21 protein-coding genes and 1 tRNA gene are annotated in these 20654 nt (G+C 42.8%); 8 read left to right on the forward strand and 14 right to left on the reverse strand.

Going from position 1 to position 20654, the window contains the following annotated elements; translation table 11 throughout:
* Window positions 1-4: 4 nt before the first annotated feature.
* The 3 genes from OQE68_RS00930 to OQE68_RS00940 all read right to left on the reverse strand — a co-directional run bounded on the left by OQE68_RS00930 (window position 5) and on the right by OQE68_RS00940 (window position 1635).
* Window positions 5-619: a TIGR04282 family arsenosugar biosynthesis glycosyltransferase gene (locus tag OQE68_RS00930; protein WP_180570734.1), complete on the reverse strand. Its 615-nt coding sequence runs from the start codon at window positions 617-619 to the stop codon at window positions 5-7.
* Window positions 620-635: 16 nt separating this feature from the next.
* Window positions 636-1337: a TIGR04283 family arsenosugar biosynthesis glycosyltransferase gene (locus OQE68_RS00935; RefSeq protein ID WP_180570735.1), complete on the reverse strand. Its 702-nt coding sequence runs from the start codon at window positions 1335-1337 to the stop codon at window positions 636-638.
* 221 nt (window positions 1338-1558) lie between these two features.
* Window positions 1559-1635, reverse strand: a tRNA-Arg gene (locus OQE68_RS00940).
* Between the two features lie 230 nt (window positions 1636-1865).
* On the opposite strand from OQE68_RS00940, the gene OQE68_RS00945 reads away from it, so the two are divergent.
* Entirely contained in the window at window positions 1866-2438 is a 573-nt protein-coding gene (locus OQE68_RS00945) for an opioid growth factor receptor-related protein (protein ID WP_180570736.1), read from the forward strand.
* Between the two features lie 58 nt (window positions 2439-2496).
* On the opposite strand, the gene OQE68_RS00950 is transcribed toward OQE68_RS00945, so the two are convergent.
* Both OQE68_RS00950 and OQE68_RS00955 read right to left on the reverse strand, forming a co-directional pair.
* Complete coding sequence (locus OQE68_RS00950) at window positions 2497-3447, reverse strand: isoaspartyl peptidase/L-asparaginase family protein (protein ID WP_180570737.1); 951 nt, start codon at window positions 3445-3447, stop codon at window positions 2497-2499.
* Between the two features lie 177 nt (window positions 3448-3624).
* A complete protein-coding gene (locus OQE68_RS00955; protein ID WP_180570738.1) occupies window positions 3625-4782 on the reverse strand; it encodes a tyrosine-type recombinase/integrase in 1158 nt (385 codons plus the stop codon).
* Between the two features lie 104 nt (window positions 4783-4886).
* Between OQE68_RS00955 and OQE68_RS00960 the strand changes: the two genes are divergently transcribed.
* Window positions 4887-5183 carry a DUF2970 domain-containing protein gene (locus OQE68_RS00960; protein ID WP_180570739.1) on the forward strand — a complete coding sequence of 99 codons (297 nt, stop codon included), beginning with the start codon at window positions 4887-4889 and terminating at the stop codon, window positions 5181-5183.
* Window positions 5184-5204: 21 nt separating this feature from the next.
* Here OQE68_RS00960 and OQE68_RS00965 read toward each other — a convergent pair whose 3' ends face one another.
* Window positions 5205-5351, reverse strand: a complete 147-nt coding sequence (locus tag OQE68_RS00965; protein ID WP_180570724.1) for a hypothetical protein — start codon at window positions 5349-5351, stop codon at window positions 5205-5207.
* Window positions 5352-5885: 534 nt separating this feature from the next.
* On the opposite strand from OQE68_RS00965, the gene OQE68_RS00970 reads away from it, so the two are divergent.
* The 3 genes from OQE68_RS00970 to OQE68_RS00980 all read left to right on the forward strand — a co-directional run bounded on the left by OQE68_RS00970 (window position 5886) and on the right by OQE68_RS00980 (window position 9554).
* Window positions 5886-7544 carry a nitrite/sulfite reductase gene (locus tag OQE68_RS00970; protein WP_180570740.1) on the forward strand — a complete coding sequence of 553 codons (1659 nt, stop codon included), beginning with the start codon at window positions 5886-5888 and terminating at the stop codon, window positions 7542-7544.
* Window positions 7528-8034 carry a DUF934 domain-containing protein gene (locus OQE68_RS00975; RefSeq protein ID WP_180570741.1) on the forward strand — a complete coding sequence of 169 codons (507 nt, stop codon included), beginning with the start codon at window positions 7528-7530 and terminating at the stop codon, window positions 8032-8034. Before OQE68_RS00970 ends, OQE68_RS00975 begins: the two co-directional genes overlap by 17 nt.
* A 353-nt stretch (window positions 8035-8387) precedes the next feature.
* Complete coding sequence (locus tag OQE68_RS00980) at window positions 8388-9554, forward strand: cation:proton antiporter (RefSeq protein WP_180570742.1); 1167 nt, start codon at window positions 8388-8390, stop codon at window positions 9552-9554.
* A gap of 53 nt (window positions 9555-9607) precedes the next feature.
* On the opposite strand, the gene OQE68_RS00985 is transcribed toward OQE68_RS00980, so the two are convergent.
* On the reverse strand, window positions 9608-10606 hold the full coding sequence (locus OQE68_RS00985; protein WP_180570743.1) for a YhdH/YhfP family quinone oxidoreductase: 999 nt from the start codon (window positions 10604-10606) through the stop codon (window positions 9608-9610).
* Window positions 10607-10661: 55 nt separating this feature from the next.
* Window positions 10662-11729, reverse strand: coding sequence for a protease SohB (gene sohB / locus OQE68_RS00990; RefSeq protein WP_180570744.1), 1068 nt, complete (start codon window positions 11727-11729; stop codon window positions 10662-10664).
* 305 nt (window positions 11730-12034) lie between these two features.
* On the opposite strand from sohB, the gene OQE68_RS00995 reads away from it, so the two are divergent.
* On the forward strand, window positions 12035-12349 hold the full coding sequence (locus OQE68_RS00995; RefSeq protein ID WP_180570745.1) for an SCP2 sterol-binding domain-containing protein: 315 nt from the start codon (window positions 12035-12037) through the stop codon (window positions 12347-12349).
* Between the two features lie 84 nt (window positions 12350-12433).
* Here OQE68_RS00995 and OQE68_RS01000 read toward each other — a convergent pair whose 3' ends face one another.
* From OQE68_RS01000 to OQE68_RS01010, 3 genes are all read right to left on the reverse strand, one after another.
* Complete coding sequence (locus OQE68_RS01000) at window positions 12434-13042, reverse strand: hypothetical protein (RefSeq protein ID WP_180570746.1); 609 nt, start codon at window positions 13040-13042, stop codon at window positions 12434-12436.
* Window positions 13043-13054: 12 nt separating this feature from the next.
* Window positions 13055-13882, reverse strand: coding sequence for an NAD(+) diphosphatase (nudC, locus tag OQE68_RS01005; RefSeq protein ID WP_219340179.1), 828 nt, complete (start codon window positions 13880-13882; stop codon window positions 13055-13057).
* Window positions 13883-13957: 75 nt separating this feature from the next.
* Window positions 13958-15655: a FimL-related protein gene (locus OQE68_RS01010; protein WP_180570747.1), complete on the reverse strand. Its 1698-nt coding sequence runs from the start codon at window positions 15653-15655 to the stop codon at window positions 13958-13960.
* 550 nt (window positions 15656-16205) lie between these two features.
* Between OQE68_RS01010 and nhaB the strand changes: the two genes are divergently transcribed.
* On the forward strand, window positions 16206-17711 hold the full coding sequence (gene nhaB, locus OQE68_RS01015; protein WP_180570748.1) for a sodium/proton antiporter NhaB: 1506 nt from the start codon (window positions 16206-16208) through the stop codon (window positions 17709-17711).
* Between the two features lie 31 nt (window positions 17712-17742).
* On the opposite strand, the gene dnaQ is transcribed toward nhaB, so the two are convergent.
* The 3 genes from dnaQ to OQE68_RS01030 are packed head-to-tail and all read right to left on the reverse strand — an operon-like array spanning window position 17743 to window position 19754.
* On the reverse strand, window positions 17743-18471 hold the full coding sequence (gene dnaQ / locus OQE68_RS01020) for a DNA polymerase III subunit epsilon (RefSeq protein WP_180570749.1): 729 nt from the start codon (window positions 18469-18471) through the stop codon (window positions 17743-17745).
* Window positions 18472-18510: 39 nt separating this feature from the next.
* Window positions 18511-18948: a ribonuclease HI gene (rnhA, locus tag OQE68_RS01025; protein ID WP_180570750.1), complete on the reverse strand. Its 438-nt coding sequence runs from the start codon at window positions 18946-18948 to the stop codon at window positions 18511-18513.
* A gap of 29 nt (window positions 18949-18977) precedes the next feature.
* The gene (locus OQE68_RS01030; protein ID WP_180570751.1) at window positions 18978-19754 is read right to left on the reverse strand and encodes a class I SAM-dependent methyltransferase; all 777 of its coding nucleotides are present in this window, start codon (window positions 19752-19754) and stop codon (window positions 18978-18980) included.
* 64 nt (window positions 19755-19818) lie between these two features.
* On the opposite strand from OQE68_RS01030, the gene gloB reads away from it, so the two are divergent.
* Window positions 19819-20598, forward strand: coding sequence for a hydroxyacylglutathione hydrolase (gloB, locus tag OQE68_RS01035; RefSeq protein ID WP_180570752.1), 780 nt, complete (start codon window positions 19819-19821; stop codon window positions 20596-20598).
* Window positions 20599-20654: the final 56 nt, after the last annotated feature.

Consider the following 20654-nt stretch of genomic DNA (forward strand, 5'->3'; position numbering starts at 1 on the left):
AGTTTTAGTTATTACACCAACGTTGATAGTCCTCTGGCCGGTCCACATCCCATAATGCTGGAAATAAAGTATAAGACACATTATTAGACTGAAGTTGCCTAGTCGTTTGCTCCAACACCTGCTCAGTACCCCACTGAATGTTCTCAAATAAATAAGGAAGAAATTGCTGCATAGCAATTAGCACATACCCTCCATCTTCTGCAGGTACTATGGCTACTTTGTTACAGCTATATTGATGACAATCAGGCGACTCTGTTCTGTTAGATAAGCTCATCAATACTTGTTGGAATAATGATGCATTTAAAACCGGACAATCTCCACCCACTAAGATAACAGGTTGGTTCGGCTTCATATAATGTTGAGCCACATTTGCCATCCGTTCGCCTAAGTCTTTCCCTTGCTGCAAATAGCGCTCCCAATGACTAAAGGCGGAATCATTAAAAAAATCATGGTCTAACTGCTCAGCCAGTGCCAATACTCGCAGATAATGCTTAGGTAACTCATTTATCCACTTCGCAGTACACAAGAGCAATTTTTTATAAATATTCGCTGCTTGCCCCGCTGAATAATAAGGTGTTAATCGTGTTTTTACCTTACCGGCAATCGGGGGTTTAGCCATTAAAATAATTACCGGCTTAATCATTTTCTATTTTATTTCTCGGATAATAAATATTCACTAAACGTTGTGGTGATACACCCATAAAAAATGCCAGCCGCAAACTCCACATTAATAAAATAGTGCGAATAATTCCACGCTGTTCCCAACGTCGACTGGAAGTCACCACCGGGTTAACAATGCATAATGGCTTTGAAATTTTCTTCAGTCGTTTACAGATGTCAACATCTTCCATTAAAGGCATCAAACGATAACCACCCACTTGCATAAAACACTCTCGCCGCACAAAAATCGCCTGATCACCCGTTGCAATTCCAGTCAAACGAGAGCGCCAACTCATAAGCTTTGCAGTTAATGCTAGCAACCAGTGATTGCCTGATAATGTCACATCAAACCGCCCCCACTGCCAACTATTTGCTTGCCCTAAACCATCATGGATTAAGGTAATAGCATTGCCAGGTAGGAAAGTATCAGCATGTAGAAACAGCAGTACGTCACCTGTCGACTGCTCAGCTCCAATTTGCATTTGTCGTGCTCGACCAGGCCCACTGCTAATAACTTGATTCACCCAAGGTTTGGCAAGCGCGACTGTATTATCAGTGCTCCCACCATCAACAATTATTATCTCATGGCCATTCTGACGAAGGGCTTGCAATGGGGTTAAGCTAGCAACAATATCATCAGACTCATTCAAGGTAGGAATAATAATTGAGCATTTCATATTGTCTTATCAGTTTCACTCGTCACTTGTTAGAGAATAAAGACAAACAGAAAGCATCAATTCTTTCAACCAGTACTCACTCATTACAGTATGCTTCAGGTTAGGTGCTTATTAAGTGTTAAATTTAAGTGTTAAGTGCTTTTTAGATACTTATTAGGTGTTTTTTAGGGCAGGCAGTTTTGAAAATTTATAGGAAACTAGATGGATTTTAAAGTGTAAATTGGCGTCCCTGAGTGGATTTGAACCACCGACCTAGCGCTTAGGAGGCGCTTGCTCTATCCTGCTGAGCTACAGGGACAGCAGCAGTTATAATACTGATTCAATCACTGAATGCAACCACCCTGAAAAGCCGTGTCAAAATTAATAAGCTAAACTCGGAAAATTAACTTAAACGTTTCCTATTCCAACACGCTTGTTTAGCAAACACTATAAATGAATACCTCATTGTGACAAACGGCTGTAATAGAAATAGCATTTATAACCCCTCAGCCTCAATATTTTAGCTAAAATACATTCATAGATGCTGTAATGGCTGCCACCAAGTATGCCAATACCATGACTGAACGGGCCAATCAATTACTTATCAACTTCTATAACCAAAAGGAGGGTGATAGTTATGGCCGTCAGTTAGATGAGATTTTGCGATGGTCAGCAGGCCAACTAGAAAACACCCATAACTACATTCAATGGTTGTTCCCCATTACTGATACTGGCTTCAACTCTACGACCCCCTTGTTGAATGCCGCTACTATTGAAGTGTTCAAACAACAATCCAGTATCCAAACTAACCTGCTTCGCTCCCTAAACAAAATGCTGGATTTTTATGGGCTTACACTCCATCACAATGAACCAGACCAAGTCATTATCGAACGTTCAGCAGAGCATTTTGCCTGTGCCAGCCGTTGCTGGCTCACCCCCGGCAATCATAACTACTTAAGATTTACTCGTATTATTAAATCACTTTGTCAACTTGGGCTAACCCAGTATGCAGAAGCCTTATTTAATTGTTTACAAGTGATATTCCAAGAACACAGCAGTACCATTGGTCTAGTCACCTATCAACATTGGCAGCAAGCACTTACCGATAATCGTGACTCGTAATGCCTTCGAGTCAACCTCAACACCCCTACCCCCCTAGGAATCCATATAGAGCCTTATTTTATTTACCAATAAAGGCATGTAACTGTTTAGGGGTAACCACCCCTCGAAACATATGAGTGGTATTAAATGGCATCGTCCAATGGCCATGGTTATCAACCGCAATCACTCCACCAGTACCTGCAGGTAAGTTCTGATTGACCACCAGTTCAGCTGCTTCTGTAAGGCTTTGGTCAGCCAATAGCATACGGTAGTGAATTTCCGCTGTTACGGTATAACGAATAAAATATTCACCAATGCCTGTTCCCGAAATAGCACAGCTTCGTTGATCTGCTAAGGTACCTGCCCCAATAATTGGGCTATCTCCCACTCGTCCCGGTAGCTGGTTAGTGACGCCACCGGTTGAGGTAGCAGCAGCCAATTCACCATGAGCATCTAATGCAACCGCCCCCACCGTGCCCATCGAAGGCTCCCCTGATGATTGACTTAAAAGTTGTTGTACTTGCCCATTATCACTATGGTCCAGCTGTACTTGTTGATTTTCCCGAGCCTCTTGAAGTTGTTGCAGTCGGTGCTCGGTTAAGAAGTAATCTTGTGGTGCCTGCTCAACCCCCTGAGCCAATAACCAAGCATCTGCTTCAGGGCCAGCCAGGGTATTATGTACACTATTATGCAGCACTTGTTGGGCAGCAATAATCGGATTTTTGCATTGTTTTACTGCCATCACAGCCCCTGACTGGCGATTTCCTAACATCAATGCTGCATCAAATTCAAAGGTACCTGCATGGGTTAATACGGCACCACACCCTGCATTAAATAATGGACAGTTTTCCAACCAAGCAACTGCATCTACCACAACCTGCTCGGCCTTGGCCCCAGCGGCTAAGGCTTGCTGGCCTTGACTCAAAACAATAGACAGTTGCTGGATATACGCCTGTTCGCGCTCGGCAGTCAAAAAATCCGTAGGTAACTGGCCCGCCCCACCATGAATTAACAACACATAGTTACTCATACATACTCCTTGGCTCACTTGATTTTAATTGATGATTATCGGCTCACTCTCAAGTACTGAGGCTTGTTGCAAATACTCCATATTCATTCCCCCATACTCTTTTGCGGCACTACCAACAGGGGATAAAAGAGCATCAAGATAACACATCGTGTTTTTATAGTTAGGATGGTCTAATAATCACCACTGAATGTAATGATCTTGAATATATGTTTGCAACTCTTCCCGTTCTGTGAGGATATACAGCTTTGTGGTATTAATATCCTGATGGCCAGCAAATAACCTGACTCGTTCAATCATTGCATTGGGCTGGTTGGCCAAATGAGTAATTGCCGTATGCCGATAGGTATGGAACCCTTTACTCAATATACTGGCTGTAAATTCTGCCGATATTTCAGCTCCCGCCTGATCAGTCAATTTAGTTAATAACTGGCGATGAAAAGCCCGTAACTGTCGGGTAGACAAATTACCGGCAAACTGTGCCTGTTGTTTAACTGGCTTAATAGGTGAAGCAAATGGAAAGTCGTCTGCTTTAAGGGTGTTATCTAAACTATGATAGTGACGAAAACGACAAATCGCGTCTACTACTCCCTCATTGAGTGGGATCAATCGACGCATGGCACCTTTGCCTAAGATATTTAACTCATAACCCAAGTCAGTTTGGATAATCGCTTGGTGGGTATGGGTTGCCATTTCGTGTTCTCGAATCCCTGTACCATAAGCCACTGCTACAATATAACGTGCTCGTTCAACAAAGTTTCGCTGCCCTGCAGTCGCTACTGGTAAACGACGAATGCCATCTATTACAAACTGCCACTCTTCTCGATTAAACGCTTTGGGTTGTTGGTGACCAAGTGCCGTATTTTCTCCTAAGGGTTTCAAGCGAAATGCTGGATTAATTTGAATATAACCCTGAGCATGCAAATAGCTCAGCAAAGAACCCACTACTTTCATTACCGCATCAACACTTTTACCGTTAGTTAATGCATTAGGGAAAGGAATAAACCCAGGTAGCTCAGGTATCATTAGTCCAGCTTGCTGCCAGGTTGAGGTTGGCGCTTGCAAAAAGAGTCGATAAGCTAAAATATCTTCTCGCTTTAAGCTGATTAACTGTTTGTTGAGATAACGGTGCACCCAAGCAATAAATCGCAGGCATTCCCGCCGATAGCGTCGAAGTGTATGTTCAGACCCGACCCCGGCCTCCACTAAAAATGCTTGAATGGCAGCAACATCATTATTGGCTGACAAAGCCGATGTTGTCAGCTCATCGGCTGTTTTTGCTGTTTTTTGCAACTGCTCTGAAGTAATCTGAGAACCATGGAGAATAATATCTAACATGAACAAAACGCACTTTATTTATATAGCTTGAGTATTGGCAAGACCATTAGAATCATGGCAGTCTAGCTGAAAGCAAATAGGGAAGTCACTATAGGGAGGCTTCGATGAAACCAAACCAGCACTCCAACACTAAGCGCCTGTCTGAGCAAACAGTATCCAGTGCTTCTCCACCTCATACTCCGCCGCCGTCCAGTCACCAACGTCAACCAGAGGGAACAGGTCTACTCGCGACGATACAAAGTGTTTTAGCCGCTGCATTTGGAGTCCAAAGTCAGAAAAATCGAGAACGGGATTTTAAAAGCGGCAAGTTTAGTCACTTTGTCATTGCCGGCCTTATTTTTACATTAGTCTTTATTTTACTGGTTTATGCTGCCGTACAGCTGGCGTTGCACCAACTGTAGCAACAGTTCAATATGTTTTGTTTATTGCCCACTCACCCAAAAGACAGCCGTTGCTACCACAATTAAAATTAAGCTCACTGCGGCAATCGCATCCACTCGGCTATCGCTGTATGATTGAGATTCATTGTTTTCAGAGTGCTGGGTATTAGTCATTGTTTTTTCAGTCATCCTTGCCTCCTGTTGGTGATGTTGTTATAGCCTGCTTTTATTTATTGTTACTTATATCCTTCGCGAATGGCTTTCCATACTGGCGTTAACGTTATACTGCATTTGCAGCCTGCTAACACTTCATCATTAGTTGGTCAGCTTTCGCTTTAGTCATCATCTACTACTACTGCTGCTGCTTACTCTTTAACTTTCTACTCCTTTTACCTCCCATGAGCAATAGCCTATTAGTAACCCATATGTAAAATAAAGGTAACCGCTTCATCTCTACTGACTCTCTGGCCTTATTATTTTTATAATTATCAATTCTAGATATATAGAAAAATATTCATTTATCGCATATAGATATCCTGCTATTTTTACCCCACAGAATGGCAAACGTCTGCCTATTCATAAATGCTTATGCTGCTGCAACTTAATGAATACACTGCCAGCAGCCTGCTAGCTCGAATATTTCATCAGATACCCCAAACTCTGGCTAGCACTCAGAAATAAGTGGGTAATATTACCAGGATTAGCAGTTGATCAGGACCCAGCATGTACATATATGATCAATACGACCAGACGATCGTTGATGAGCGCGTTACACAGTTTAGAGAACAAACCCGGCGTTACCTGGCTGGCGAACTGGCTGATACCGAGTTTCTACCCTTAAGGTTACAAAATGGTCTGTATATTCAACGGTTTGCCCCCATGCTTCGGGTTGCTATTCCTTATGGTATGGCATCGTCTAAGCAGCTTCGCAAGCTGGCGGAAATTGCTCGAAAATACGATAAAGGGTACGTTCACTTCAGCACCCGGCAAAATGTTCAATATAACTGGCCACAGCTAGAACAAGTACCCGATATTCTGGCTGAGCTTGCCACAGTGCAAATGCATGCGATCCAAACCAGTGGTAACTGTATTCGCAATACCACCACTGACCAGTTTGCGGGTGTTGCTGCCGATGAAATTGTTGATCCACGCCCTTACTGTGAAATTATCCGACAATGGTCAACCTTCCATCCGGAATTTGCCTTTTTACCTCGTAAATTCAAAATTGCAGTCAATGCAGCCAAACAAGATCGTGCAGCAGCTTTAGTGCATGATATTGGTTTATACCTGGTAAAAAACGAAGCAGGAGAAATCGGTTTTAAAGTGATTGTCGGTGGGGGACTGGGACGAACACCATTAATTGGGACAGTCATCCGCGAGTTTCTACCCGAGCAGCACTTACTGTCGTATTTGGATGCAGTTTTACGGGTATATAATCGCTATGGGCGTCGCGACAACAAATATAAAGCACGTATCAAAATTCTAGTTAAAGCCTTGGGCACAGAGCTGTTTAGCCAAAAAGTCGAAGCAGAATGGGAACACATTAAAGATGGTGCAACTACATTAACTCAACAAGAAATTAATCGTGTTACTAGCCACTTTTCTGTTCCTGCTTACGAAGCCTTACCAGCGACTAGTCAGCAGCTCGCTCAACAACTGGCAGACGACCCTAACTTTAATCATTGGTATCAGCAAAATGTTAACGCACATAAAGTACCAGGCTACAGTATTGTCACCTTCTCACTAAAACCCACCGGGGTTGCCCCTGGAGATGTTACTGATAAGCAACTAGAAGCCGCTGCAGACCTAGCTGATCAATATAGCTTTGGGGAAGCCAGAGTCAGCCACCAGCAAAATCTGGTGTTAGCCGATGTTAAACAGAATGATTTATATCCATTATGGCAAGCCGCTATTCAACATGGCTTTGCTACCCCCAACATTGGTTTACTGACTGATATTATCTGCTGTCCTGGTGGTGACTTCTGCGCGCTGGCCAATGCTAAGTCCATTCCCATTGCTGAAGCTATCCAAAGCCGTTTTGATGACCTGGACTATTTACACGACATTGGCGAATTAGATTTAAACATTTCTGGCTGTATGAATGCCTGTGGTCACCACCATGTAGGCCATATCGGCATTTTAGGTGTTGATAAAAAAGGCGAAGAGTTTTATCAGGTGCAGGTTGGTGGTAATGCTGGCAGTGACGCATCACTAGGTAAAATTCTAGGCCCCTCCTTCGCGAAAGAAGACGTGCCTAACGTTATCGCAAAACTACTCACAGTTTATGTCAGTCAACGAACCCCAGAAGAGCGGTTTATCGACACCTATCGTCGTATTGGTATTAAGCCTTTTAAGGAGCAAGTTTATGCCAAAGCTCATTAAAAATCAGGATATTATTGATGATAATTATCAGCTGCTAGAAACTGCGCCTGCTGCTGATCAACCACTGCCAGAAGGCAACCTATTGGTGCCACTGGCCGACTGGCTTGAAAACCAACAGCGCTATGCTAACCATCAAGGTAGTGTGGGCGTTTGGCTTGACAGCCATGAAGAACCTGAGTTATTAGCCTCACAAGTACAATCATTACCGGTGATTGCTATTAATTTCCCTCAATTTACTGATGGACGTGGCTATTCAACTGGACGATTGTTACGAGAGCGCTTTGGTTTTCTTGGCGAGCTGAGAGCAATTGGAGACGTACTAAGAGACCAGCTATTTTATATGGCTCGTTGCGGCTTTAATGCTTTTGCCATTCGTGCTGATCGCTGTATTGATGATGCCTTAAATGGCCTGAAAGATTTTAGTGAAACCTATCAGGCAGCGGTAGACCAGCCTCAGCCATTGTTCAGACGGCGAATGCAAGCAGAATAATTCTTTCCAAGTGGCTTGATTAAAATCAAGCCACTCTACTTCCTTATTAAAAAATCCAACTTCCTTAGACCCACTAAAAATACAACTGCTGTATAATACAATTCAGTTAATGACCGCTAAGTTTCTTTAGCGTATAGCCAAAGCGAAGTGCTTTTAGGGAAAGCCATCAAGTGATGAAGTCCTATGAGTTTATATTGCTAGATAAATGATTAGGGTGAAGACAGTTAAATGCTCCTGCATAAACTGCATTCCCACCATCCTTGATAGTCAAACGAAGACAACAAACCCTAAAAGTCATTCGGGAAAGGTATATACTCCAAACTACAGCCAGCAAAACAATAGACACATACTCAATGGATAACGGCTCTTTAGTATTTTCGTTTTTTTTAATCTTCACAGGAGCCGCAGCGCTCGCTTCTATCGCTTTATATACTCGCCAACCGTTGCTGGTTGCCTACATTGTACTGGGCGCCATTCTTGGGCCTTATGGATTAAAGCTGGTTTCCGATACCAAACTACTCAGCGATATTTCCCATATTGGTATCATTTTTCTATTGTTTTTACTTGGGTTAGATATGCAGCCTGGTCATTTAGCCCATATGCTGAAAAAGACCGCGTTAATTGGCTTAATCAGCTCATTGGCCTTTGCCGCTTCTGGTTATGTGATTGCCTTAGCCTTTGGTTTTAGTCAGCAGGAATGTTTAATTATTGGTGCTGCGATGATGTTTTCCAGCACAATTATTGGTATCAAGCTTTTACCTACTACAGTACTGCACCATAAGCATACTGGTGAACTGGTAGTCAGCATTCTACTATTGCAAGATTTAGTGGCTATTGTGGTGCTACTGTTTCTTTATGGTGGCGAAAAAGAAGCCAGCGGCTCTGCTATACTTTTAACCTTACTGGCGTTACCTGCATTGGTCATACTCGCATTTGTATTAGTGAAATATGTACTGCTACGGTTAATGCAAAAGTTTGATCGCTTCCATGAGTATTTGTTTTTGCTAGCCCTTGGCTGGTGTTTAGGCTTAGCAGAATTAGCCAACTTGTTAGGTCTATCAGCAGAGATTGGCGCTTTTATTGCCGGTGTTAGTGTTGCTACTAGCCCAATCGCCCTTTACATTGCCACCAGTCTAAAGCCACTACGCGACTTTTTCTTAATTCTGTTTTTCTTTTCGGTAGGTGCCAGCTTTAATCTTGGGCTGTTGGCTGACGTGATTGTACCAGCTTGTTTACTCAGTTTGTTCGCTCTTACCCTAAAACCAGCAATCTTCCGTAGCTTAATGCAATATTTAAAAGAAAAGAAAAGTACTGCCTGGGAAGTGGGATTTCGTTTAGGGCAAGTGAGCGAGTTTTCTATTTTAATCGCTTATATTGCAGCCAATAGTGGCTTAATTGGTACTGAGGCGTCTCATGTAATCCAGGCGACGGCTATTATCACCTTTTTGTTATCTTCCTATATTGTGGTCTTTAACTTTAAGTCACCCATCGCAGTATCTGATCGGTTGCGGCGAGACTAATTTAAATATTTCACCAAACCACAGAATTGTTGATCGCTGGTGAAGTATTTGAGTTAATTCATCAAATTAACGACCACTCGCCCCACTAACCGACCCTTAAACATAGACTCTATAAAGTGGGGTAACTCTTCTAGGGTAATTTCATGAACTATTTTATCAAGTAATGGTATACGCCATTCGTCGGCTAGCTTAGTAAACATCTGCTGTTTGGTGTTAAGTGGTAGCTCTACCGAGTCAATGCCTAACCAATTGACTCCCCTTAAAATAAATGGGAATACATTGACTTGAAAGTTAGGGGATGCCACTAAACCACAGCTAGCAACACTGCCACCATACTTTAATGACTTAATTACATTGAATAAAATATCCCCACCCACTGTATCTATTGCCCCCGCCCACTGTTCTGATAACAAAGGACGATCAACCCCTTCAAAGGCCGTTTCTCGATCAATTATTTTTGTTGCACCCAACTGACTTAAATATTCTGCCTGCTCTAGTTTTCCTGTGCAGGCTGCAACGGTGTAGCCCAGCTTAGCCAGCAAGGCAATACTTAAGCTACCCACACCACCACTGGCACCAGTGACAAAAACCTCACCAGAATCAGGCATCACCCCCATTTGTTGCAACTTAGTTAACGATAATGCCGCTGTCAGCCCAGCCGTCCCTAACGCCATAGCATCATACAGGCTTATACCTTCAGGCAATGAAAATACCCAGTTAGCCGGCACACGAATATACTGGCCAAATCCTCCGGGTGTATCCATGCCCAAGTTGTACCCTGTTACAATCACTTTATCCCCTGGCTGCCAGTCTTGAGTAGCAGACTCAACGACCTCACCAGCCGCATCAATACCAGGTGTATGAGGATAATGCTTAGTAACACCTTTATTGCCTTTTGCTGATAGGGCATCTTTATAATTTAATGAAGAATAATGAACCTTAACCAATACCTCTCCTGCTGGTAGCTGGTCGATTTGACGCTCGACTACTTCTTGAGTAAAAAACTTGGAAACAGCATTTTGTTGTACCCAAAGCGCCTTAAATGTTGTCATTATTTCCTCTCTGTTAAACCATCAACGGAACATCATGGGGTATTGCCACACACCATTATTGGTAAAAACGTGCCTGATTAATCCGATCCCACCACTTAAGTAATAATCGATCAAGTGCGATATTAGCTGCCAAACCTAACTTCTCTGGCAGTGTTTTTTTCAGCTCATATGACACATGAAATACGTCTGATTGATCAATCTGTTCCAAGATGTACTCATCACTGGTTTTTATTTCATCAATCAACTGTTTATCTTTAGCTCGTCGGCCAAACCAAATCTCACCCGTACCAATCTCTTCAATATTAATGGCAGAGCGATGTTCAGAAACAAATTCTTTAAACAGTACATGGGTATCTTCCAGATCATCGATAAACTTCTGCCGTCCTTTTTGAGTATTTTCACCAAACATCGTTAAAGTACGCTTGTACTCACCGGCAGTTAATATCTCAACATCAATGTCATGTTTTTTTAGTAACCGGTGAAAATTGGGCAGTTGAGCAACCACTCCTATAGAGCCAAGAATAGCAAATGGTGCTGCAATTATTTTATCGGCAATACAGGCCATCATATAGCCTCCACTGGCAGCTACTTTATCAACTGCAATCGTAAGTGGAATCCCCCGCTCTTTAATGCGAGCCAGTTGAGATGCGGCTAGCCCATAACTATGTACCATGCCACCAGCACTTTCTAACCGAACAATCACCTCATCTAGTGGTTCAGCCATGCTCAATACAGCAGAAATTTCTTCACGTAATGCATCCACTGCTGACGCTTTAATATCACCGTCAAAATCAAGCACATAAACCCGCTTTTGTCGCTCAGTGTCGCCCGTTGTCAGTTGATCACTTTTAGCTAATACTTTTTTGGCTTGTTTTTCTTCTTTTTCTTTTTGCTTTTCAGCCTTGGCTTCTTTTTTTAAATCCTCTTTATCCAAAATGACCGACTTAATGTCTTTAACCAGCTCATTGAAGTCACTAGTCAGATTCTTCACGTCAATATGGCCTGAAGCCCCTTTTTTTTGCTTACTACCTAAGGCAATGACCCCTGCCACCAGGATTAATACGGCAATAACCAGGGTAACCACCTTGGCTAAAAACAAACCAAAATCAGCTAAAAATTCCAAAGTATTGTTCTCCAGCAATTAATTCAGGGATTAAAAATACAGCTGCTAATGATAATCATATCATGCTAAATACAAAAATTGACATGATGATAAGCAGGAATACACAGCACTCAAACAAGGCTCGCCAACCGATTATAGAGTATGCTAGACTCAAACAAACGTATGAATAGATTGTTTTTAAGTAACTTTTTAAGCAAGAGTTGAGTAACTGATCTAATAGTTTGAGTACAGCTTTTCAACAGCAAACCTGAGCTATTATTAGCCGGTAAAAAAGCAATATAAACTTAAGAAGGAACCAGTTAATTATGAGTAACGTAACTGAAACGTTGAACCAAATGAAAAGTAAGTTCAATGCTGATGCAGCTGCCGGCATGGATGTCGTTTTTCAATTACAAATTGAAAATAACACTTACCATATTATTGTAAAAGACGGCAATTGTGACATGGTTGAAGGCTCTCATGACGACCCGTCAGTCACTCTCACCATGGATGGCGATACCTTTACTGGAGTTATGGATGGTAGCGTTGATGGTATGCAGGCATTTATGGCTGGGCAGCTTCGTGCAGAAGGTGATGTTATGCTAGCCACTCGGCTTTCTGAACTATTTCCACTTGGTTAAGACTAGCCCGGAACTCACTTAGCTGAGTATCCGGGTCAGCTTTCGAAGTATAACTATTGATATAATTCAGCTGATAAAATACCACTACTGCTCTGTTTCAATCGCTTCTATTTTTAAGCCAGTTGCAGTGACCATCACAGCAAAACTCAGTTTGTCAGTTACTTCAAACCAATCACTAATATGATGAGCAGTAATTACTGTGGGCTCTGTCCACTGAAGATGGTTCATCACAGCCCACAGATCAAAGCCATATTCACTCTGACGTATCCATTGGGTAGATAGCTTATCGCCCTGCTGAATCGCTAGCTTATCTAGTCGAAAACCTGGAGACATACCAAACCCTAATAACTGAGGACTGACTTGAAATACCCTGGCACTCAACTGCCATTTTTCCCCAAAAACCACTTGCGTAAATAGTTTAGTATTCGGTTGCAACAAGGACATCCGATACTTGTTATCCCCTTGCTTAATAAAGTCGATGGTGGCCAACTGCTGATCATAACGAAGTGGCTGATAACTAAATAAATCTAAAGCACTCCAGCCAAGCCCAATGCCTAGAGCAGTAATCAACAAAGCCAAATTACCTTTTAACCAACCTACTAACCAGTTACCTCCAACCAGTAGTTTTATTCCAAGTAGTACAATTAATAAGCCAAGTAATAATATTGCACCACCCAGTAACATATACATCATTTGTGTTAACTCCTAACTGGACTGGTTGTAACTTTCTTTTATGTAATCATCAATTAACCAACGAGCAATCGACATGGGCGATGGCAAAATAGGTAAATCACTAAGACTAAACCAGTCAGCAGCTTCAATTTCGTCCCCATCTACCTCAATTTCACCACTGTCGTACTCAGCATGAAAACCTATCATTAGCGACTGGGGGAATGGCCAAGGCTGACTACCTTTGTACTGCAGGTTTTTTATAGTTATACCTACTTCTTCTGCTACTTCACGAATAACGCCATGCTCAATGGTTTCACCAGGCTCAATAAAACCTGCAATGGTGCTAAATACACCTTCTGGAAAACGGGGGGAACGGGCGAGCAAAACCTGGTCACCACGGGTGATCAGCACAATAATACAAGGGGAGATAGCAGGATAAAGGGGCGGTGCACCACACTCACATTGCTTTGCCCGCTCAACGGGATGCCACTGTAACGGCCTGGTACAACGACCACAGTATTGATGTTGTTCCATCCAACTAACCAAGTGGCCTGCATAACCCAACAGTTGTCGTTCATTAGCTGTTGCAGCCAACATTGCTCGACGTAAGCCGATTAACTGGACAGAATCAACTGTTTCAATTGATTCTAATGTAGCCAAAAATAGGATTTGATTCTGATACCTAGCTAAAGGTACGACAGTTTGCTGGTCAACTAAGTCTTTAGCAGACCACAGCCACTGCTGACTTTCGGTAGCCACCAACTGCTGTTGGTAAAACAATAAGTAACGATCAGCTTCAATATAATTATCAGAATACCAAATCGGCTGGTAAGCCAGATTATCCATTAAGTGAGCAAACATCGTTCCGATACTTCTTTACTAAAAGGCGAATCATCAGAGTGTGAGTGGAGCCTCTCTACAATGAGGTGCTAAAAACTAAGCCACTTCTTTCGCCGGGAAACCTAAGTCAGCCAGACTGGTTTCAGCCATTTCCAGCACCTCAGATGCAGTTTGCCTGGTGCTCTCAACCCCCTCTAAAAAGTACTCCAAGCCTGTTAATGCATCAGCTAGGGTTTCTAACATTTCATTGGTTGGCGGCTCATTACCATGGATGATTCGCTGGTCAATAAAATTAGTGCAGGCCTCTAAAATATTGGCTGCACGCTCTAATCCCATAAAATACAAACCACCTCTTACCGCATGCAATGTGGTAGGTAGATTACCTAAGTGGGCTTTATCCCAGTTAGACTCCATATAAGCCGTAATTGCTCGCTTGGCCATTGCCAACCCTGCTTGCGACTCTCCAACCACCACAATTTTTGCTTCAGCCAGTTGATTGTTGGCCATCGTGGTTGATTCTTCACCGGGTGTCGCTGACTCTCGCTCTGATGAGCGTACCTGATTACTTTCCAGGCTTGAAACCATAGACTCAACATAAAGTACCGCATCAGCTAGTTTGAGCAGTTCTTTTTCATCCTCTAACTTACCAGCCGCCTGCCATTTTTCTACCACTTTATACTGCGCCTGTAAGGAGCGAGCCGCTGACAGTAAGCCTACTACAATCAAAGTCTTTTCCAGCTTGCTGATACTAGCCAGCATATCAGTGTAATCATTATCTGTTTGGCCAGCCCCACGCTCAACCAAGTCCAGCATATCCTTAATGGTTGCCAACTCTTCTTTGATCGCTGAGGACACCGATTTATAGACGGCATTACCAGGCCCAGCCAGAATAGACCGTTCCTCAGCCAATGAATGATCAGTAAACGGTAAAGCCACTATGTTGTAGTGTTTTTTGACACTGACGAGTTTGGGAGTATCAGTATCGGCAAGAGCAACTAAATACAATAGTTCTTTCAGTAAACCTTTTGGTGGCTCCAGTGAAGCGGTTTCTTGGCTGTCACCCTGTAACCGTTTAATTTGTCTATCAACTTTACCAAATAATAACTTTCTAGGCTTAGTGATTTGCATTTGTGCAGCACTAAAGCCATCTAGCGCTGCTGCTGCTGCCCATAGCAGCTTTCCTACTTTTAAATGCCCATATAGGCTGTATAGACGAGAAACTGCTCGTGACATCAATCCTACGCTGCTGTGGGGTTGTTCATTCTTAAATAGCGCCAGCAACCCAATCTGATACATGTGCCGCAGTCGGCGGGTACTTTGTAGCAGCTCGTCCTGGTTAACTTCTGCTTTGGGCTGTAAATCGAGTGGCGTATCAAGGCGTACGGCAAAAAAGTGGCTTTCAGGTAAAGTAGGCTGATGCCTAGCCTCACGCATATCATTAATGGTGGGTATCAATAACTCAGGCAGCTCTGCTTTGTTTAATAGCAAATATTCAAGATAGCGATTTAAAACAAATAGAGCATTTCCTAATGCACTTAACGTTTCGTCTTTTTCTTGTGATGCACCAGCAGGAATATCAGTCGCCAGGTTGACCATTTCCTGAGCAAGCAGCTCAGCACCACTCATTTCAATTAAACTGAGTGTTCCCCTAATCTGCTGAAGATAATCGACACAAGACTGAATGTGGCCACTATTTTCACGATCTTCTATAAAGCTCTCTAGACTACTCTCTGCATTCTGGATGGTTGCTTCCAACTCTTCCCGAACCAGATTAAGTGATGTAGCTCCAGCCATTCGTCGAAAACTCCAAACCTCAATAAATTAAACCAGCAGTGCCCGTTATCATGATTAGTATAGTTAGTTGCTCAGCCAAGCTACACAGTAATATACCTATCGTTTTGTATAAGTGTAATTATGAACGATTCCCTTGGCACAGCAAAACATGCACTTACTCTGTGGAAAGCTGACCACACTGATTGCTTATAGTCTAAACTAACCGCAACCATGATCATAAAAAAAATACTTAACAAGCATTATAGTAATGAGAACACACAGAGTATGCCAACTATACCAAGCAATTAATAAAAAATCAGTTACTAACTAGCTAAGATGACTGCTCTTTTATAGAGGAGGATTGACTGCTTGAGCTTCTAATCATAACCAAAAGCGATATAATGCGCTGCGATCAGGCCTCATGCCATGGTCAAACTGTCATAGTGAGTAGCTTATTAGCCGACAGTTTTTGGTTAAATAAAGTTCATTTTTTTAAGCTAAAAAAGTCAGCACCTAAACCAGGCTACAATCGCGCATAACAAAATAATGGATAAGTAAGTAGGTACCATTTATGCCAAGCACTCTTAAAAGTGCTTTTATGCACAACTTCTTGGGATACGCCGCCGACTGGTATAAATACACCATTATCGGATTCCTAATTATTAACCCCTTTATTTTATCTCTAATGGGACCCACTATTGCCGGTTGGGCGCTTGTTGCAGAATTTATTTTCACCTTAGCCATGGCACTCAAGTGTTACCCATTACAGCCAGGCGGCTTACTGGTTATCGAAGCCATTGTATTGGGGATGACATCACCTGATGCACTTAAGCATGAAGTAGAACAAAACTTTCCCGTTATCCTGCTCCTGATGTTTATGGTTGCAGGGATCTACTTTATGAAAGATTTACTGCTGTTTACTTTTACCAAGATCCTGATTTCTGTTCGTTCAAAAGTCATTCTATCACTGTTATTTTCCATTGTTGCTGCTGTTTTATCCGCCTTCCTTGATGCGTTAACAGTGACAGCGGTCGTTATCAGTGTTGGCGTAGGCTTTTACTCCGTTTATCACAAAGTTGCCTCAGGTAAAAAATTCCAACACTCAGAACATGACCCCCATGCTGATGACAGTATTGTGGATATTCATCGGCGCGATCTAGAGCAATTTCGAGCTTTCTTGCGTAGTTTAATGATGCATGCCGCTGTTGGTACAGCCCTGGGTGGCGTGTGTACCATGGTGGGTGAGCCACAAAACCTATTAATTGCAGAAAAAGTAGGCTGGGATTTTATTGCCTTCTTCTTGGTCATGATGCCAGTCACTATGCCTGTTCTTGCGGCAGGTTTATTAACTGTCATTGTCTTAGAGAAAACTCACTGGTTTGGTTATGGTGAGCAAATTCCTGAAAGTGTTAGAGCTGTCTTGGTTGACTTTGCCAAAGAAGAAGCGGCACAACGTAATAAAAAGGATATTGCCAGTTTAATCATTCAAGCTATTGCGGGCATTTTACTCGTCTTAGGGCTTGCCTTTCATGTAGCAGAGGTAGGCTTTATTGGGTTATTGGTGATTGTGGTAATTACTGCTTTCACGGGCATAATTGAAGAACATCAAATTGGTAAAGCCTTTGAAGAAGCACTCCCCTTTACCGCACTACTTGTCGTATTTTTTGGTATTGTAGCGGTTATTCATGACCAGCATCTGTTTTCACCTATCATAAACTGGGTATTAGAAATGGATGTATCCGCCCAACCTGGCATGTTCTTTATTGCTAACGGTTTATTATCAATGATCAGCGATAACGTATTTGTTGCCACTGTTTATATTAACGAAGTGAAACAGGTATTTGATAATGGCCTGATTAGTAAAGAGCATTTTGAAAAGCTAGCTATCGCTATCAACACCGGTACTAACCTACCCAGTGTGGCTACGCCCAATGGCCAAGCTGCATTCTTATTCCTGCTAACGTCTGCCTTAGCACCTTTAATTCGCCTTTCCTATGGAAAAATGGTGATCATGGCATTGCCTTACACGCTAGTTCTAGGTGGAGTGGGTTATTTCATGGTAACCCACTTTATTTAGTAGTCATTTCAAGGGGCTTCAGAGCCCCTTATCAATGACTACTCTCATACTTATCTCGCCACACACATTGGCCTTGCTGTGCAATGACATCAAGCTTTGCCTCATGAGCAGCTAACTCATCTGCGGTAGCGCTAATCACAGGTAGAGGTGGCCGATCAGCAGCAAGCCGCTTGATTTGCCCCTGATTACTCTGCCCTCCTCCTTGGTTTTGAGAACTGCCTCCAAAAGCAAGTGCCGTTTGCCCACCCGTCATTAGCAAATAAACATCTGCTAGTATTTCCGCATCCAATAATGCGCCATGATAAGTCCGTGCTGAATTATCAACTCCATAACGTTTACAGAGTGCATCCAAATTATTTTTAGCGCCAGGGTGTTTATTTCTTGCTAACACTAATGAGTCAGTAATACGACAATAGTTTTCTACGGTGCCAGGATTATTGCTGGCTAACAGCCCAAACTCATGATTAATAAAGCCCACATCAAAGGGTGCATTATGAATAACCAGCTCAGCGCCTTTAATAAACTCAAAAAAGTCAGCCGCTATTTCAGCAAATACCGGTTTATCCACCAACATTTCATTAGTAATACCATGAATTTCAATTGCTTCCTGCTCCACTTCACGCTGAGGATTAATGTATTGGTGGTAAGAATTACCCGTTAGCTTGCGATTAATGACCTCAACACAGCCAATTTCGATAATTCGGTGGCCCTGCTTTGGATCAATACCTGTGGTTTCAGTATCCAGCACAATTGTGCGCATCGTGTTGCTACCTGATTCAATTTTGTGTTGATAAAAAATTTACGACAAAAGCGTTGTAATACCTTGGTTTGCTAGCTCATCCGCTCGCTCATTCTCTGGATGGCCACTATGACCTTTTACCCAACACCATTCTACCTGATGCTTACTGGTTTGCTCTGCCAGCTGCTGCCATAAGTCCTGATTTTTGACTGGTTGATTAGATGATGTACGCCAGTTACGGGCAACCCAACGAGGTAGCCACTGGGTAATACCTTGGCGTACATATTGAGAGTCGGTGGTGATACTCACTTGACAGGAACGTTTCAAAGCTTTCAGGCCTTCAATCGCCGCCATTAATTCCATTCGATTATTGGTGGTGTTTTCTTCACCACCAAATAGCTCTTTTTCAACCCCTCCATAACGGAGTAGAGCCCCCCACCCTCCAGGTCCTGGATTACCTTTACAAGCACCATCAGTAAAAATTTCAACTTGCTTCATCAAACGCTCATTTATCCAATTAAAACGACTTATCGCCTGGTCGTTGGTTCAGCCAGGGGTAGTGTCACCACCTTAGGAGCCGTTGGTCGCCATAATGGCTTAATTGGCGTCATCCCCACAGTTTCCTTGGTGGCCTGCATTATATAAAAACTACCAATGCCTAGCCCAATGGATTCACAGTAACGATCCAATTTGGTGGGGTAGTAGGTATCCGCCAACTTTACAGCCGGATAGCATACTTTATCCAGAGAAAACCCTAACAACTTAAACCAGTCTTGTAAGCGCCCTGGACGAATAAAGTGTGCTTGACGTAAAAACTTGTAATGAGGGAACCCAAGGCCACGCCACAGGTTCAATAAGCTATAAGGGTTAAACCCAATTACAATGAGCTTACCACCTGGAATAATCGCTTTATTCGCTTCAAAAAGCAGCCGGTGTGGGTTTTCAAAAAACTCTAACGCATGATGGAGAAGCACCATATCAACACTGTTGGGTTGTATCGGCCATTCCGTGAGGGAACCTTGTAATTGCGAGCAGTTGGTTGTAATTAAACGAGGGGTTAAAATGACTTTGTGGGCGATTCTACAGGTATCAACCAGACGTAAATCTGGAGAAACACCTACTTGCACCAGATGATAACCAAAAATATAAGGTAACCAATGCTCTAATTGTTGAGCTTGGATAGCGAGTAGTCGCACCCCCAAAGGTGAGGATAACCAATGGTGCAACTCTGGCAGCAGCCGGTAAAATGCCCGATGCTGGCCACTGAACCAGCGATCAGGTTCTGTTGTATTATTAAACAGCATGGCAGGCTCTTTATCTGTTGTAGTCAGTTGCTTTCATTTCTTTATTGACAGGATACGCTTAACAATGATTCACGTCAGCCCCATTTCCGCTTTTAATGATAACTATATTTGGCTACTCAGCTGTTCAGATACACATACGGCTTGGGTGGTAGATCCAGGTGATGCAGCGCCTGTCAATCAATACCTAGACCAGCACCAACTTACCCTGACAGGCATTTTAATTACCCATCACCACTATGATCATGTGGGAGGTTTGAAGACATTATTAAAGCAACACAACCCTGTCACATATGGCCCAGCTAATGAAAACATTAAGGGAATTCAACACTCACTCGCAGCAGGTGACGTACTAGATGTGCTAGGCGCTGAATTTCAAGTCCTTGAAGTTGGCGGTCATACGCGAGGCCATATAGCCTATTATAGTGACCAATTACTGGCTCAGCCCACTCTCTTTTGTGGTGATACTTTGTTTGCAGGTGGGTGTGGCCGATTGTTCGAAGGCACACCTAAACAAATGTACCAATCGCTTAGTCAGATTGCGGCTCTTCCGGCTAACACTCTCATTTACTGTGCTCATGAATATACCAGTGCCAATCTTAGCTTTGCCAGTGCCGTTGAGCCCACCAACAGCAAACTACAAGAACGCATTAATCAGGTGAAACAACTACGCTCACAGTCTCAACCCACTGTACCGAGCTTACTGGGTGACGAGCTGGCAACCAATCCCTTTCTTCGCTGCCAGCAAACTGCTGTTCAAGAAGCAGCAAGCCAACATGCTGGTAAACCACTAGATAGCCCAGTTGAAGTATTTGCCATGATTCGTCAATGGAAAGACCAGTTCTAGTCGAAGCGATATTTCAAACCATTGCTTTTTAACTGTAGCCAATAAAAATAAGATAC

It is taken from the genome of Spartinivicinus marinus (assembly GCF_026309355.1).
GTDB lineage: Bacteria > Pseudomonadota > Gammaproteobacteria > Pseudomonadales > Zooshikellaceae > Spartinivicinus > Spartinivicinus marinus.